The following is a 16,139-nucleotide window of genomic DNA, read 5'->3' on the forward strand; positions in this document are numbered from 1 at the left end:
CGCGCCGATAATCGCGCCGACACGCGCGTGTCGTGGGTCCGATTCGCACCGTGCGCCCGTACCTTCGACCTTGAACGACTTGACATAACTATAACTCTCAACTAGAGGGTTAAGGTTGAAGGGACAGGCACATGGCCGCACCGCAGAACTACATCACGCACATCAAGGTCGTCGGCGTGGGCGGCGGCGGCGTGAACGCCGTGAACCGCATGATCGATGTCGGCCTCAAGGGTGCCGAGTTCATCGCGATCAACACCGACGCGCAGGCGCTCCTCATGTCCGACGCGGACGTGAAGCTCGACATCGGCCGCGAGCTCACCCGCGGCCTCGGCGCCGGCGCCGACCCCGAGGTGGGGCGCAAGGCCGCCGAGGACCACGAGGACGAGATCGCCGACGCCCTGCGCGGCGCGGACATGGTGTTCGTGACGGCGGGCGAGGGCGGCGGCACCGGCACGGGCGGCGCGCCCGTGGTCGCGCGGATCGCGCGATCGCTCGGCGCCCTCACCGTCGGCGTGGTGACGCGACCGTTCGGCTTCGAGGGCCGCCGTCGCGCGGACCAGGCCGAGAACGGCATCGCGATGCTGCGTGACGAGGTCGACACCCTCATCGTCATCCCGAACGACCGCCTGCTCGACATCTCCGACGCGCAGCTGAGCGTGCTCGGCGCATTCGCCGCCGCGGACCAGGTGCTCCAGGGCGGTGTGCAGGGCATCACCGACCTCATCACCACGCCCGGCCTCATCAACGTCGACTTCAACGACGTGAAGTCCGTCATGCAGGGCGCGGGCACCGCGCTCATGGGCGTGGCGAGCGCGCGTGGCGAGAGCCGTGCGCTCGAGGCTGCCGAGGGCGCGATCGCGTCCCCGCTGCTCGAGGCCTCGATCGAGGGGGCGCACGGCGTGCTGCTGTCGATCTCGGGCGGCTCCAACCTCGGCATCAAGGAGGTCGAGACCGCGGCCCGACTGGTGCGCGAGGCGGCGCACCCCGAGGCCAACATCATCTTCGGTACCGTCATCGACGACTCGCTGGGCGACGAGCTCCGCATCACGGTCATCGCCGCCGGCTTCGACGGCGGCGCCCCGACGCACCGCTCGCACACGGGTGCGCTCGGATCGATCGAGTCCGCCCCCGCGCCCAAGGCGGAGGAGCTCGAGCCCATCGACGCGCCGATCGAGGCCGACGTCATCCCGGCCGCACCCGCGGCGGTCGACCCCGCGCCCGCCACCGATGCGATCCCCCTGCAGCCGACGCGTCCCGCGGCGGACACGCTCGACGTGCCCGAGTTCCTCCGGTAGGAGCGGATGCTCGACGCAGGGCTGCCGGTCCGCGCGTTCTTCACCGCGCGGGCCGGCGGCTCGTCGCCGGAGCCCTACGGCTCCCTCAACCTCGCATGGCACGTGGGTGACGATCCGGAGGCGGTCGCGCGCAACCGCGCGGTCGTGTCGGTGGCCGCCGGCGCGCCCGTGTCGTTCCTCCAGGCGGAGCACGGGATCCGCGTCGCCATGGTGACGCGCCCGGGAGAGGAGCCCGGGCCCGCGGACGTGCTGGTGACGCGCACGCCGGGCGTCGCGCTCGGCGCGATCGCCGCGGACTGCCTTCCCGTCCTCATGCACGATGCGCTCACAGGAGCCGTCGCCGCCGTGCATTCGGGCCGCGAGGGCGTGCGTCGAGGCGCCGTCGACGCCGCCGTCGCCGCGCTGCTCGACCTCCGTACCCCCGCGCAGCGGCGCGTGCGGGAGGGCCTGTCCGCAAGCATCGGCCCCGCCATCTGCGGCCGCTGCTACGAGGTGCCGGAGACGATGCGCGACGAGGTCGCCTCGCGTCATCCGACCGCGCGCGCCGTGACGCGTGCGGGAACGCCCTCGCTCGACCTGCCCCGCGCGGTGGAGACCCGGCTGGGCGAGCTCGGCTTCTCCGCCGTGGTCCGTCACCGGATCTGCACCCACGAGGACGCGCGCTACTTCTCGCACCGGCGGGACGGCGTCACCGGCAGGCACGCCGGGGTGGTGGTCTGCGGCGTGTCGGTCCGCTGACCTTGACAGATGCGGCCCTAACGTGAAGTCGACAAACCGCACCACCACCAGGGGGTCATGATGAGCGCACTGCGCAAGGCGATCCAGTACCTCGGCTTCGATGTCAACGAGCAGGAGGAGTACGACTACGCCGAGCCCGAGCTCGCGCCGGTGACCCACCTGCACGACGTCTCCGAGGTGAAGCAGGCGCACGCCTCCAAGCAGGGCAAGGGCACGCGCTCCGCGCACCCCGAGGCCCCGGCGACCCCTGCGAAGGACCTGCGTCGTATCCAGACCATCAAGCCGCGCAACTACAACGACGCGCGCCTGATCGGCGAGGCCTTCCGCCAGGGTGTGCCCGTGATCATGAACCTCACCGAGATGACCGACGCCGACGCCAAGCGCCTCGTCGACTTCTCCGCGGGTCTGTCGTTCGGCCTCTACGGATCGATCGAGCGCGTGACCACGTCGGTGTTCCTCCTGTCGCCGGCTCACGTCGAGATCGGCATCGACGAGGAGCCCGTGCAGGACCAGGCCTTTTACAACCAGGCCTGACCCTCACGGTAGGCTCCTCGGGTGGTTGTCATCCTGAGCGCGCTGCAGTTCGTCCTCTTCCTCTTCATGCTCGCGCTCTTCGCGCGGATCATCATCAGCTTCGTGATGGTGTTCGCCCGCGACTGGCGACCGGCCGGGGCCGCGCTTGTCGCGGTCGAGGGAGTGCTGACCGTCACCGACCCGCCCATCAAGGCGGTGCGGCGCGTGGTGCCGCCGCTGTCGCTCGGCCAGGTGCGCATCGATCTGGCGTTCCTCATCGTGTTCATCGGCGCGTCGATCCTCAACCAGGTCCTCGCGGGCCTCGCGCACAGGCTCTGACGCGCTCTCTCAAGTGCGTGCCGATACACATGTCGGTACAGTGACGAAATACCCGTTCGGCCGGGACACCGGCCCTGATCAGGCAGAGGTGGAAGCCGCCATGGCATTGCTCAGCGCCGAAGACGTTCTCAACAAGGCCTTCTCCAAGACCAAGTACCGCGAGGGTTTCGACCAGGACGAGGTCGACGACTTCCTCGACGAGGTCGCTGCCACCATCTCCCAGCTGACCGCGGAGCGCGACGAGCTCGCGGCCAAGGTCGAGGCGGGCGGCGGTGCCGCTCCGGCCCCGGCGGCGGAGCCCAGCACCGATGCCGGGCTGCTCCAGGCCGCGACCGACCCGAACCCGCCCACGCCGACCGGCATGCTCGCGATGGCGCAGAAGCTCCACGACGAGTACGTGGCGGCCGGTGAGGAGGAGAAGGAGCGCCTCATCGAGGAGGGCAAGGCCAAGGCCGAGTCCATCGTCGAGCGCGCCGAGACCGACGCCAAGGCCCGCATGGACGAGCTCAACTCCGAGCGCTCGCTCCTCGAGACCAAGATCGACGACCTTCGCCGCTTCGAGCGCGACTACCGCTCGCGCCTCAAGAGCTACCTCAGCAACCTCCTGGGCGACCTCGACCACGCCGAGGGCACCGCGCCGGCGCCGGTCGCGACCTACGTGGGCGAGGACGAGCTGGGCGACGCCGCCGAGGCGATCGAGTCGCCCGAGGAGGACTTCGCCGGCGAGGAGCAGGCCGAGGTCGAGGCCCCGGTCGAGGCCGAGGAGGCCGAGGAGCAGGAGCCCGCGGCCGAGCCCGAGCAGCCCCAGGGCTTCGCCCCCGTCACGGGCATGACGCCCAAGGTGGCGGAGACGCCCTACCAGCCGCAGTCGACGCAGTTCGGCACGCCGTACACGCCGCAGAACCCGTGGAGCCCCACCGCCGAGGGCGACGACGAGCAGCGCTGAGCCAAACGGACAAAGCGGAGCGCCGCGCCGAAGGGCGCGGCGCTTTGCTATGTCGCCCGCGGGGGACTACCCTCCTTTCACCAGGCAGAGACGAGGACGATCATGAGCAGCACCGATGTGACCATCGTGGTGGTGGATCCCGCTGAGCTGAAGCCGGCGGATGCCAAGCAGCTTCCCGTGCGCGAGGGCGACGACGCCTGGAAGATCGCGGACCTCCGACAGATCGTCGAGGTCCTCAACGCCGACGTCGAGCGTCTGGTCACGGAGCTGGGCGTGACCGAGCACGAGCTCGACGATCTTCTTCACACGTCCGAGGGCGCGGGCGACGACCAGGCGGATGCCGGGTCGACCGCGCTCGAGCGCGAGCAGGAGATGTCGATCGTCAACAACACGCGCGACATGCTCGAGCAGAGCGTCGACGCGCTCCGCCGGATCAAGACGGGCCGTTACGGCGCGTGCCAGTCCTGCGGCCAGGGCATCGGCCGGGCGCGCCTCATGGCGTTCCCGCGCGCGAACCTGTGCGTCACGTGCAAGCAGCGCGAGGAGCGCCGTTGACCTGGAGGCCCGCGTTCTGGCTCTGCGCCGCGGGGGTGGTGGTCGCCGACCTGGCGACCAAGCAGTGGGCGCTGCACGCCCTCACCCCGGGCGTCGAGCACCCTCTCCTCGGTGATGTGCTGTCGCTCCAGCTCGTGTTCAACTCGGGCGCGGCGTTCAGCCTCGGCGACGAGTCGACGTGGATCCTCACCATCGTCGCGCTCGCCGTCACCGCGGCGATCGTGGTCTACGGCCGTCGCGCGCAGACGCGGTGGAGCGCGGTGCTCGTCGGCGTCGCGCTCGGCGGTGCGCTGGGCAACCTCGTCGACCGCCTGTTCCGCGACCCGTCGTTCGGCGAGGGCCACGTGGTCGACATGATCAACTACGGCGACATGTTCATCGGCAACGTCGCGGACATCGCGATCGTGGGAGCGGCCATCGCGCTCGTGATCGCCGCGATGATGTCCAAGCCCATCCTCGAGCCGGCCGCGGGCGATGCCGCCACGCCCGACCCCGCGGGAGACGACGTGGCGACGGACGGCGCGGCCGAGCGTGGCTGACACCCGTTACCTGCCCGTCCCCGATGCCCTGGTCGGGGAGCGCGCCGACGCGGCGCTCGCGCGCATGCTCGGCATGTCCCGTACCAAGGTCGCCGACATCCTGGACGGCGGCGGCGTCATGCTCGACGGCCGCATCGTGGGGCGGTCCGACCGCCTCGCCGACGGGATCCTCGCCGTGGACCTGCCCGAGGACCGCCCGGCGGCCCCCGAGCCCGTGATCCCCGGCGGGCTCGAGATCGCGTACGAGGACGAGGACATCGTCGTCGTCGACAAGCCCGTCGGCGTCGCGGCCCACCCGTCGCCCGGCTGGACGGGCCCGACCGTGGTCGGCGCCCTCACCGGCGCCGGGCATCGCCTCGCGGAGGCCGGGCCGCCCGAGCGCCAGGGGATCGTGCATCGTCTCGACGTCGGCACCTCGGGGCTGATGGTCGTGGCGCGCACCGTGCCCGCCTACTCGGCGCTCAAGCGCGCGTTCAAGGAGCGCACGGTGGAGAAGATCTACCACGCCGTCGCGCAGGGGCACCTTGACCCCACCGAGGGCACCATCGACGCGCCCATCGGCCGCCACCCGAGCTCGGACTGGAAGTTCGCGGTGGTCGAGGGCGGCAAGCCCTCGGTCACGCACTACGAGGTGCTCGAGATGTTCCCCGCGGCGTCGCTGCTCGAGATCCACCTCGAGACCGGCCGGACGCACCAGATCCGCGTGCACATGGCCGCGATGCGCCATCCGCTCGCCGGCGACCTCACCTACGGCGCGGACCCGACGCTCGCGCAGCGGCTGGGTCTGTCGCGCCAGTGGCTGCATGCCCACGAGCTCGCGTTCGAGCACCCGACGCGCGGCGGCGAGGTCCGCGTGACCTCCCGTTACCCGGCGGATCTGGCGGCTGCGCTCGAGATCCTGCGCGCCTGATGCGCGTCGACGTGGTGCGCTCCGAGGCGCAGCTCGAGGAGGCCATGCGCGTGCGCTTCGAGGTCTTCGTCGAGGAGCAGGGCGTGAGCCCCGACATGGAGCGCGACGCTCAGGACGACGACCCGCGTACGGTGCACGTGATCGTGCACGGCGAGGACGGTGCGGTGCTCGGCACCGGACGCCTGCTGGCCCCGCACACGGACGGCTTCCACGCCGATCACGGCGCGATGGACCCTGCCACCCCGCACATCGGCCGCCTCGCGGTGCTCGCCGCGGCCCGCGGGACCGGCGCCGGCCGGGTGCTCATGGAGGCGCTCGAGGCGGAGGCGCTCGCGCGCCACGGCGTCGGTGGCCGGGTGCGCGTCGAGCTCAGCGCCCAGGATCAGGCGTTGCCGTTCTACGCTCGGCTCGGCTACGTCGCGCACGGCGACGGCTACCTCGACGAGGGCATCCCGCACCACGACGCCTACAAGGACGTCACCGCGCCCTGACGCGCCCGGCGGAGCGCGCTCAGCCGATCAGGTCGAGCAGCGCGAGGCTCCCGGCCACGATCTGCGCACGGGCGACATCGTCCGAGACGGTGGGCTCGCCGTCGCCGGGCTGCTCGCCGTAGGAGCCGAACTGCGCGTGGGCGGCGCCCTCGATCTGCGTGAAGATGGTGCTCGCGGGCAGGTCTGCACGTGACGCCTCGATGTCCGTGGGGGTCGCGAGGCCGTCCTCGGATCCCGAGATCGAGGCGACGGCGCCCTCGAACGACGCGATGTCGTCGGCGGGGTAGGACGCCCAGAGCAGCAGCCCCGCCACGGGTGACGCCTGGTCCGCCGGGTACGTCACGCCCGCCTCGATCGCGGCGACCGTGCCGCCCAGCGAGTGCCCCGCGACCACCCACGGTCCGCCGCGGTCGTCGACCACGGCGTCGAGCGCGCCCATGGACAGGAACGCGATCCCGAGCGGCTCCTTGATGATCACGACCTCGTGGCCGGCCTCGGCCAACGGGCGCAGATGCGCGGCGTACGCGCGGGCGTCGACGCGCGCGCCCGGGTAGAAGAGCACCCCGACGCCCTGGGTCCCGCCGGCGGGCTCCATCACGATGCGCGTCGCGCTCTCCGTCACCGTGACCGTGGTGTCGGACCCCATCGCGGCGAGCGCGGGCTCCGTGGCCGGGAACGGCCGGAGCCACGCGATCACCGCGACCCACACGAGGCTCGCGAGGATCCCGACCACGCGGAGCACCAGCAGCGGCGCGCCGCCCGCGCGCCGAGGGCGGCGCCAGCGCCACAGCGTGAGCGCTCCGAGCACCACGGTGAGCGCGAGCATGATCGCGTACGCGGGGTGGCCGTGCACCACCGCGCCCCAGGTGGTCGCCACGATCCCGAGCGCCACGGCTCCGGCCAGCGCCGCGACGCCGCGGATGGTCCAGGCCTCCCACGCGGGGGAGGTGCGGGGGACGTCGGGGCTGCCGGTGGTCTCGGTCATGACCGCACGCTAGCCGATCGCGGCGAGCGCCTTGCGGATCCGCTGCTCGGAGATGGGTCCGTCGGTGCCCAGACGCTGCGCGAACAGCGACACCCGCAGCTCCTCGATCATCCAACGGACGTCCTCGAGCGCCGCCGCTGTCGCGGGAGCGGTCCGGCCCTTGGCATGCGCCGCGCGGACCGTCTCGTAGGCCTCGACCGACTGCCCCACCTGCCATGCGAGCTGGGCGTCCCTGGAGGGATCGGCCTGCGCCTTCTCCAGACGATGCGCGGCGGCCTTGAGGTAGCGCGCAAGGTGCGGGAGCCGAGGCGCCGGCGTGCGCGCGACGAAGCCGTCTCCCACCAACGCCGCCGACTGCTCCCGGAGCTCCTGAAGGGTCGCGAGCAGCGCCAGCGAGGTGGCGGCACGCACCGCGACGTCGAGCTCGCGTGCGGCCGTGAGGGCTGCCGCGGCCTCCCGCGCGACCTGCAGCACCTGGTCCTCCAACGCGTCCCGGACCGCATCCCTGAGCGACAGGTACGCCGCGCGGTCGCGCACCGCGCCTGCCTCGGGCGCGAGGGTGGTCACCGCTGCCAGCTGGAGATCGTCCACCAGCGCCTCGGTGGACCGGTACGGCGAGGCGCCTAGCGCGAGCGACTCGGTGGGGGACCAGCGGGTGGTGACACGCTTGACGGGCAGGCCGACCTCGGTGAGGAGCAGCCGGCGGATGCCCGCCGCGTGGGCGCGGTCGCGCTCGCTCGCGTCCGCGAGCACACGCAGCGCGGCCCGCGCTCCGCCCTTCCGCTCCTCGACGATCGCCGGGTAGCCGCGCGCGACCACGCCGTGCACGGTCCCCTCGACCTCCTCGGGGAGCGCGTCGAGGTCGGGCCAGGAGGCGAGGCGGTCCACCTCGGCGACAGCGGCGCTCGTCGGGCGGGGCGTGGTCGTGTCGGCCGTGCGCGACGCGGGCGCGCCGGCCGCCGCCTCATGCGGCCGTCCCTTGCCGCGCGAGGCGGCGTCGGCGGCGCGCTGCACCGCGGTGCGCACCGCCGCCTCCGCCCGCGGGGCGAGCGAGCGCTGGAGCAGCAGCAGGTCGTGGGACTCCTCGAGGATCCGCTGTCCCCGACCGGTCGGCTCGACCACCCGGAACGTCATGCGCAGATGCGAGGGGAGGCGCTCGGCGAGCCCGTCCCACGCGTCCTCGGGGACATCCACGTCGCGCAGCTCGCGCACGGCGCGTGCGAAGGCGTCGCGGAAGGGCTCCGCCATGTCGCCCGCCCGCACCACGTCCGCCCACGCCGGCACGTGCGTCGCCAGCCATGCGACGATGTCGCGAGCGGCGTCCGGGGCCGGCACCAGCAGGCGCCGCACGGGCTTGGGCAGCGCGCGGATGGTGGCGGTGACCAGCTCGGGGAGCATGCCCGGCACCAGCCAGTCGAAGCCCGCCTCGACCACGCGCGGCAGCACCCCCACCGGGATGTGCGCGGTGACGCCGTCCGCCGCGGTGCCCGGCTCGAACTGGTACGTGAGCGGGAGCTCGAGGTCCAGCTGGGGCCAGCGCTCGGGGAACGCGTCGGGATCGACGGCGGCGTGCTCGGGGACCAGCTCCTCCAGGGTGAGCGTGAGCAGCTCAGGATCCTCGCGGCGCGCTCCCTGCCACCAGCGGTCGAAGTGCCGCGCGGACACGATGGACTCGGGCAGGCGGGCGTCGTAGAAGCCGTAGAGGGTCTCCTCGTCCGCGATCACGCCGCGGGTGCGCGAGCGTGCCTCCACCTCCGCGGCCTCCGCGAGGACGCGCTGGTTGCGCCGCCAGAACCCGTGGTGCGTGGTCCACTCGCCCTGGATCAGGGCATGGCGGATGAACAGGTCGCGCGCGTCCTCGCGATCCACCTTGGCCCACAGCACCGGCCGGTCCGCGACGATGGGCACGCCGTAGAGGAGCACCTTCTCGGTGGCCATCGCGGCGCCGCGCCTCGCGCTCCAGTGCGGCTCCGAGTAGGTGCGCTTGGCGAGGTCTCCGGCGAGCTCCTCCGCCCATGCGGGGTCGATGCGGGCGACGTCGCGCGCCCACAGCCGCGACGTCTCGACCAGCTCCGCGGCCATGACGAACTCCGGCGGCTTCTTCGACAGCGGGGAGCCGGGGTTGATCGCGAACCGGATGCCGCGCGCGCCGACGAACTCGTTGGACGCGCGCTTGCGCGCCCGCCGCATCTCCTTGGCGCGCGCCTCTCCCTTGAGATGGGAGAAGGAGCTCGCCTTGAGCTGGAGCACATCCTGCGCGCCGATCTGCGACAGCAGCCCCGCGAGGATGCTGCGGTGGATCGCGTCGTCGTCCCACACGTGCCTCAGCGCTCCGGTGCCCTCCGCATCGTCCACCGGCGACGGCTTCCGGTACGCCATCCCGATGTCGATCCCCTTGGCCGCCTCGCGCAGCTGCTGGACCAGGTCCTGCCACTCGCGCACGCGCAGGAAGTTGAGGTGCTCGCTCCTGCACAGGCGCCGGAACTGGTTGCCCGAGAGGGCATGCTGGCGCTCGCGGACGTGCTCCCAGAGGTTGAGGTAGGACAGCAGGTCCGATGCGGGGTCCGCGAACCGCCGATGCAGGAGGTCCGCCTCCTCGCGCCTGTCCGTGGGCCGCTCGCGCGGGTCCTGGATGCTGAGGGCCGCCGCGATGACCGCGACCTCGCGCGCGACGCCGTGGCGCGCGCCCTCGACGATCATCCGCGCCTGGCGCGGGTCGATGGGAAGGCGCGCGAGGCTGCGCCCCGTCGCTGTCAGGGCCGTGCGGCCGTCGTGCGTGGTGATCGCGCCCAGCTCCGCGAGCAGCTGCACGCCGTCGCGGATCGCACGCGTGTCCGGCGGCTCGACGAACGGGAAGCGCGCGACGTCCTCCGGCGACTCCACGACCCCCACGGAGATCATCTGGAGCAGCACGCTCGCGAGCGAGGTGCGGAGGATCTCCGGCTCGGTGAAGGCGGGGCGGGACTCGAAGTCCTCCTCGCTGTAGAGGCGGATCGCGATCCCGTCCGCGAGGCGGCCCGCGCGGCCCGAGCGCTGCCGTGCGCTCGCCTGCGAGACGGGCTCGATCGGGAGGCGCTGGACCTTGGTCGCCTTGGAGTAGCGGGAGATGCGCGCCGTGCCGGGGTCCACCACGTAATGGATGCCGGGCACGGTGAGGGAGGTCTCGGCGACGTTCGTGGCCAGCACGATGCGGCGCGCGCTGTGGCGCTCGAACACACGATGCTGGTCCGCGGCGCTCAGACGGCTGAAGAGCGGCAGGATCTCGACGCGGCGCGGGTGGCGCGGATCGCGCGCGCGTTCGCCCAGGTGCGTCTCGAGCCCGTCCGCGGCGTCGCGGATCTCGCGCTCGCCCGACAGGAACACCAGGATGTCGCCGTCGCCCCAGGTCATGAGCTCGTCGCACGCCTCGACGATGCCGGTGACCAGGTCCTTCTCCTCGCCCTTGGTCTCGCCCTCGAGCGGTCGGTACAGGATCTCGACGGGATACGTCCGACCGGTGACCTCCACCACGGGGGCGCGGCGCTCATCGTCCTCCGCCGCATCGTCCGGGAGCGGGCCGCCCTGCGCGAAGTGGCGCGCGAAGCGCGACGAGTCGATGGTCGCGGAGGTGATGACCACCTTGAGGTCGGGACGGCGGGGGAGCAGGTTCGTGAGGTAGCCGAGCAGGAAGTCGATGTTGAGGCTGCGCTCATGCGCCTCGTCGATGATGAGCGTGTCGTAGGCGAGCAGCTCGGGATCGCGCTGGATCTGCGCGAGCAGGATGCCGTCCGTCATGACCTTGACCAGGGTGGTGTCGCTCGACTGGTCCGTGAAGCGGACCTGGTAGCCGACGATGCCGCCCAGCTCCGTCCCGATCTCCTCCGCGATCCTCTCGGCGACCGAGCGCGCGGCGATGCGGCGCGGCTGCGTGTGGCCGATCTGCCCCGCGCGCCCGCGGCCCAGCTCGAGGCAGATCTTGGGCAGCTGCGTGGTCTTGCCGGAGCCGGTCTCTCCCGCGACGATCACCACCTGGTGGTCGCGGATCGCGGCCGCGATGTCCTCGCGTCGCGCGCTGACGGGCAGCTCGGCGGGGTAGGCGATCGCGGGGACCTCGACGGCGGCGCGCGTCCGGGCCGCCGCCTCGAGCGCGCGCCGGCTCACGCGGGGCCGATGGGCATCGTCCCTCCGCCCGCCGCCTCGCCCGTGCCGGGGGTTGCGTCGGGGCCTGGTCTGCTCGCTCACCGGGACATTCTCCCAACATCCGCCGGCACGCAGGACCCGCGGAGGCGTCGGGACGGCCTCGGGCACGGCTGCGACGTCGCCCCTCCTGCGGGCGACGCTCGTCCTGGCCGCCGCGGGCACGTGCCCAGCGGTGCTCGCGACACCGTGGTGCGCATCGCGTTGGCCCCCATTTATGGGGGATATGCAGGCCTTTCGCCCCTCGGTAGATTCGTTGTCGGGCGGGATGCGCCCACGGATCCGGGGGAGAGATCATGGCGGTGCAGGGGGGTCGGGCGCACGGTGGAGCGTTCGGCAGGCGGGGCGTAGCGAGCTTGTCTGCGCTGGGGGCGGCGCTGATCCTCGCGGGGTGCGCCTCGCAGACGGCGCTCGTCGCCGAGGGACCGGCGGAGGCGGGCGCGACCACCACGCCGCCGATCACGGCGGGCACGCCGTCCGGGGCGGCGCAGGCACCGGCGGCGCTGCCGACGGTCGAGGTCGCGGCGGAGCCCGCGGACGCGGCACCTGGGGAGGCCGGGACGTCCGCAGGAGCGGCGACCGAGGCCGAGCCGGCTGTCGCCGAGGCGGAGGCGCCCGCCGTCGGGCCGGCGCTGACGGACTTGGACGGCCGCTGGTGCTCCACGGCCCCCGCGAGCTGGGAGCAGCCCTGCGTGACGGTCGCTCTGCCGCGGGTGAAGGTGGACGGGTTCGACGGCGACGAGTACGTGTACATCGCCGCTGGCGACCCGACGGCGCTCGCGGCCGCGGACTACGCGGTCCCCGCCGACCTGGGCGGGTGCTGGGAGGGCGGTATCGACGGCTACCCCGCCACGAGCGGCGCGGCGCTGTACTACTGCCCGGCGGGTGCGGCGTCCGGGGAGGGCTGGATCGACGGCTCCGCCTTCGTCGACCAGGACCGTCTGTACATGACGCAGGAGCAGACGTCCTACCCGTACGTCCGCGCGGACTGATCCGGGGGCGGCGACACGCCACCCGGGACGCGCATCGTCTCCTCGCTGTCGGCGGCGGCTCCTAGAATCATCACCATGCCCGGCAAGGATTTCGTCCATCTCCACGTCCACACCGAGTACTCGATGCTGGACGGTGCGGCGAAGATCGGGGACCTCTTCAGCGAGGCGGAGCGGCTGGGCCAGAAGGCCATCGCCACCACCGACCACGGCTACCTCTTCGGTGCGTACGAGTTCTGGAGCAAGGCGCAGTCCACGGGCGTCAAGCCGATCATCGGCCTCGAGGCGTACCTGACCCCCGGCACGGCGCGCGGCGACCGCACGCGTGTGCGCTGGGGCGAGCGCGGCCAGGAGTCGGACGACGTCAGCTCGGGCGGCGCGTACACGCACGCGACCATGTGGGCGCGCGACACCGCCGGCATGCACAACCTCTTCCGCCTCGCGTCGTACGCGAGCCTCGAGGGGCACTTCTACAAGGCGCGCATGGACCGCGATCTGCTGCAGCGGTTCTCGAAGGGCATCATCGCGACCACGGGCTGCCCGTCGGGAGAGGTGCAGACCCGCCTGCGCCTGGGGCAGTACGAGGAGGCGCTCAAGGCGGCCGCCGAGTTCCAGGACATCTTCGGCAAGGACTCGTACTACGTCGAGCTCATGGACCACGGCCTCGACATCGAGAAGCGCGTGTTCGAGGACCTGCTGCGCATCTCCAAGGCGATCGGCGCGCCGCTGGTGGCGACCAACGACCTCCACTACACCAAGAAGGAGGACTCGACGGCGCACGAGGCTCTCCTGTGCGTCCAGTCGGGATCGACGCTCAACGAGCCGACATACGACCAGGGCGGCAAGCGCTTCGCGTTCTCCGGCGACGGCTACTACGTCAAGTCGTCGGAGGAGATGTGGGACATCTGGGGCGACTACCCGGAGGCGCTGCACAACACCGTCGCGATCGCGGAGCAGTGCGAGGTCGAGTTCAACACCAAGGCCGACTACATGCCGGTCTTCGACTGCCCGCCCGGCGAGGACGAGCACTCGTGGTTCGTCAAGGAGGTCCAGAAGGGCCTCCACGAGCGGTTCGGCCCCGAGATCCCCGCGCATGTGCAGGAGCGCGCCAACTTCGAGATCGAGGTCATCGCGGGCAAGGGCTACCCGGGCTACTTCCTGGTGGTCGCGGACTTCATCCAGTGGTCCAAGGACAACGGCATCCGCGTGGGTCCGGGCCGAGGCTCCGGTGCGGGCTCCATGGCCGCGTACGCGATGAAGATCACCGACATCGACCCGATCGTCCACCAGCTCTACTTCGAGCGCTTCCTCAACCCGGAGCGCGAGTCCAAGCCCGACTTCGACATCGACTTCGACGAGCGCAGGCGCGGCGAGGTCATCCAGTACGTCACCGAGAAGTACGGCCAGGAGCGCGTCTCCATGATCGTGACGTACGGCACCATCAAGGCCAAGCAGGCGCTCAAGGACTCGACGCGCGTCCTCGGCAAGCCGTTCTCGCTCGGCGAGCAGCTCACCAAGGCGTACCCCGAGGCGATCATGGGCAAGGACATGCCCCTGATCGGTGTCACCGACGCCGCGCACCCGCGTCACCACGAGGGCCAGGACTTCCGCGCGCTGCTCGAGACCGACCCCGATGCGCAGCAGGTCTTCGAGCTCGCGCAGGGCCTCGAGGGCCTCAAGCGCCAGTGGGGCGTGCACGCGGCCGGCGTCATCATGTCCTCGGACCCGCTCATCGACATCATCCCGATCATGCGGCGCGAGCAGGACGGCGCGGTCATCACGCAGTTCGACTACCCGACGTGCGAGACGCTCGGCCTGGTCAAGATGGACTTCCTGGGCCTGCGCAACCTCACCATCCTCGACGACGCCCTCGAGAACATCGTCGACAACGGCAAGGAGCCGCTGGTCCTCGAGGACCTCGAGCTCGCGGACGACGGCACCTTCGACCTGCTTGCGCGCGGCGACACCCTGGGCGTGTTCCAGCTCGACGGCAACGCGATGCGCCAGCTGCTGCGCCAGATGAGGCCCGACAGCTTCGAGGACATCTCCGCGGTGCTCGCGCTGTACCGCCCCGGCCCGATGGGCATGAACTCGCACACCAACTACGCGGAGCGCAAGAACGGCCGCCAGGAGATCGTGCCCATCCACGCGGAGCTGGACGAGCCGCTCAAGGAGGTGCTGGGGATCACCTACGGCCTCATCGTCTACCAGGAGCAGGTGCAGCGCATCGCGCAGATCGTCGCGGGCTACACCCTGGGTGCGGCCGACCTGCTCCGCCGCGCGATGGGCAAGAAGAAGAAGGAGATCCTCGACAAGGAGTTCGAGCCCTTCAAGAACGGCGCGCTCGAGCGCGGCTTCTCGCTCGAGGCGATCAACGCGCTGTGGGAGACGATGCTCCCGTTCGCCGACTACGCCTTCAACAAGGCGCACACGGCGGCTTATGGCGTCCTGTCCTTCTGGACTGCGTATTTGAAGGCGCACTACCCGACGGAGTTCATGGCGGCGCTGCTCACCTCGGTGGGCACGGACAAGGACAAGTCCGCGCTGTACCTCGCGGAGTGCCGCCGCATGGGCATCACGGTGCTGCCGCCGGACGTCAACGAGTCGAAGGGCACGTTCGCGGCCGTCGGCGGGGACGTGCGCTTCGGCCTCACAGCGGTGCGCAACGTCGGCGCGAACGTGGTCGCCGAGATCGTCAAGGCGCGCACCGAGAAAGGCGCGTTCACGTCGTTCGCCGACTTCCTCGACAAGGTGCCCGCGACGGTGTGCAACAAGCGCACCATCGACTCGCTGATCAAGGCCGGCGCCTTCGACTCGATGGGCTACTCGCGCCGCTCGCTCAACGCGGTGCACGAGCAGGCGATCGACTCGGTGGTGGGCGTCAAGCGCCAGGAGGCCACGGGGCAGTTCGACCTCTTCGCGGACGTCGAGGACCTGGGCGGGGGAGTGACCGTCGAGGTCCCCACGCTCGAGGAGTGGGACAAGAAGACCAAGCTCAACCTCGAGCGCGACATGCTCGGCCTCTACGTCTCGGACCACCCGCTCTCGGGCCTCGACCACATCATCCGCTCCGAGGCCTCGCATCAGATCCTCGGGGCGACCCCGGCCAACGGCGTCCAGGAGGGCTCGCAGATCACGCTCGCGGGCCTGGTGACGCGCGTGGACCGCCGCATCGCGAAGTCGGGCAACCCGTACGCGATCGTGACGCTCGAGGACATGACGGGCGAGACCGAGGTCTCGTTCTTCGCGAAGACGTACGAGACCTACGCGCGGGACCTCGCGGACGATGCCGTGCTCGCCATCAAGGTGCGCTGCCGCGAGCGCGGCGACGGAGGGCTCCAGTTCTCCGCCGTCGAGGTGCGGATCCCCAACCTCAACGTCACCGACACGTCGCCGGTGGCGATCATGGTGCCCGCGACGCGCGTGACGCTTCCGCTCGTGGAGCAGGTGAAGGGCATCCTGCGCTCGCATCCCGGACCGATCGAGGTGCGCATGGTGCTCACCGGCCCCGAGCAGCCGCTCACCATGCGCCTGGGCGACGAGTTCCGCGTCGCGCGGTCCTCGGCGCTGTACGGCGATCTCAAGGCGGCGCTGGGCCCGAGCTGCCTCGCGGGAGGCTGACCCACCCACCGGCCCTCCCGCTCACCCACCAGCCCTCCCGCC

At 71.6% G+C, this 16,139-nt stretch carries 13 protein-coding genes; 11 read left to right on the plus strand and 2 right to left on the minus strand.

The annotated features are described in order from the left end of the window. Window positions 1–131: 131 nt before the first annotated feature. From ftsZ to AOM00_RS14105, 9 genes are all read left to right on the plus strand, one after another. On the plus strand, window positions 132–1,295 hold the full coding sequence (gene ftsZ, locus AOM00_RS14065; protein ID WP_062518403.1) for a cell division protein FtsZ: 1,164 nt from the start codon (window positions 132–134) through the stop codon (window positions 1,293–1,295). A gap of 6 nt (window positions 1,296–1,301) precedes the next feature. Continuing rightward, complete coding sequence (locus tag AOM00_RS14070) at window positions 1,302–2,033, plus strand: purine nucleoside phosphorylase YfiH/LACC1 family protein (RefSeq protein WP_062518404.1); 732 nt, start codon at window positions 1,302–1,304, stop codon at window positions 2,031–2,033. Window positions 2,034–2,090: 57 nt separating this feature from the next. Beyond that, a complete protein-coding gene (locus AOM00_RS14075) occupies window positions 2,091–2,567 on the plus strand; it encodes a cell division protein SepF (protein ID WP_062518405.1) in 477 nt (158 codons plus the stop codon). 21 nt (window positions 2,568–2,588) lie between these two features. Beyond that, window positions 2,589–2,885, plus strand: a complete 297-nt coding sequence (locus AOM00_RS14080; RefSeq protein WP_082097092.1) for a YggT family protein — start codon at window positions 2,589–2,591, stop codon at window positions 2,883–2,885. 100 nt (window positions 2,886–2,985) lie between these two features. Next, window positions 2,986–3,831, plus strand: a complete 846-nt coding sequence (locus tag AOM00_RS15865) for a DivIVA domain-containing protein (RefSeq protein ID WP_082097093.1) — start codon at window positions 2,986–2,988, stop codon at window positions 3,829–3,831. A gap of 102 nt (window positions 3,832–3,933) precedes the next feature. Next, window positions 3,934–4,386, plus strand: coding sequence for a TraR/DksA family transcriptional regulator (locus AOM00_RS14090; protein WP_174442345.1), 453 nt, complete (start codon window positions 3,934–3,936; stop codon window positions 4,384–4,386). Next, complete coding sequence (gene lspA / locus AOM00_RS14095; RefSeq protein WP_062518406.1) at window positions 4,383–4,925, plus strand: signal peptidase II; 543 nt, start codon at window positions 4,383–4,385, stop codon at window positions 4,923–4,925. Before AOM00_RS14090 ends, lspA begins: the two co-directional genes overlap by 4 nt. Then, window positions 4,918–5,835: an RluA family pseudouridine synthase gene (locus AOM00_RS14100; RefSeq protein WP_062518407.1), complete on the plus strand. Its 918-nt coding sequence runs from the start codon at window positions 4,918–4,920 to the stop codon at window positions 5,833–5,835. The genes lspA and AOM00_RS14100 overlap by 8 nt, the downstream gene beginning before the upstream one ends. After that, window positions 5,835–6,326 (plus strand): GNAT family N-acetyltransferase, encoded by a 492-nt coding sequence (locus tag AOM00_RS14105; RefSeq protein WP_062518408.1) that lies wholly within the window; start codon window positions 5,835–5,837, stop codon window positions 6,324–6,326. The genes AOM00_RS14100 and AOM00_RS14105 overlap by 1 nt, the downstream gene beginning before the upstream one ends. 19 nt (window positions 6,327–6,345) lie before the next feature. On the opposite strand, the gene AOM00_RS14110 is transcribed toward AOM00_RS14105, so the two are convergent. Together AOM00_RS14110 and hrpA are read right to left on the minus strand one after the other, a co-directional pair. Next, window positions 6,346–7,311 (minus strand): alpha/beta hydrolase, encoded by a 966-nt coding sequence (locus AOM00_RS14110; RefSeq protein ID WP_082097096.1) that lies wholly within the window; start codon window positions 7,309–7,311, stop codon window positions 6,346–6,348. A 9-nt stretch (window positions 7,312–7,320) separates the two neighbouring features. After that, on the minus strand, window positions 7,321–11,532 hold the full coding sequence (gene hrpA / locus AOM00_RS14115) for an ATP-dependent RNA helicase HrpA (RefSeq protein ID WP_439644934.1): 4,212 nt from the start codon (window positions 11,530–11,532) through the stop codon (window positions 7,321–7,323). A 311-nt stretch (window positions 11,533–11,843) separates the two neighbouring features. Between hrpA and AOM00_RS14120 the strand changes: the two genes are divergently transcribed. Continuing rightward, the gene (locus tag AOM00_RS14120) at window positions 11,844–12,479 is read left to right on the plus strand and encodes a hypothetical protein (protein WP_062518410.1); all 636 of its coding nucleotides are present in this window, start codon (window positions 11,844–11,846) and stop codon (window positions 12,477–12,479) included. 75 nt (window positions 12,480–12,554) lie between these two features. After that, window positions 12,555–16,097: a DNA polymerase III subunit alpha gene (gene dnaE, locus AOM00_RS14125; protein ID WP_062518411.1), complete on the plus strand. Its 3,543-nt coding sequence runs from the start codon at window positions 12,555–12,557 to the stop codon at window positions 16,095–16,097. Window positions 16,098–16,139: the final 42 nt, after the last annotated feature.

Origin of the sequence: Demequina gelatinilytica, from assembly GCF_000971115.1 — a bacterium.
GTDB lineage: Bacteria > Actinomycetota > Actinomycetes > Actinomycetales > Demequinaceae > Demequina > Demequina gelatinilytica.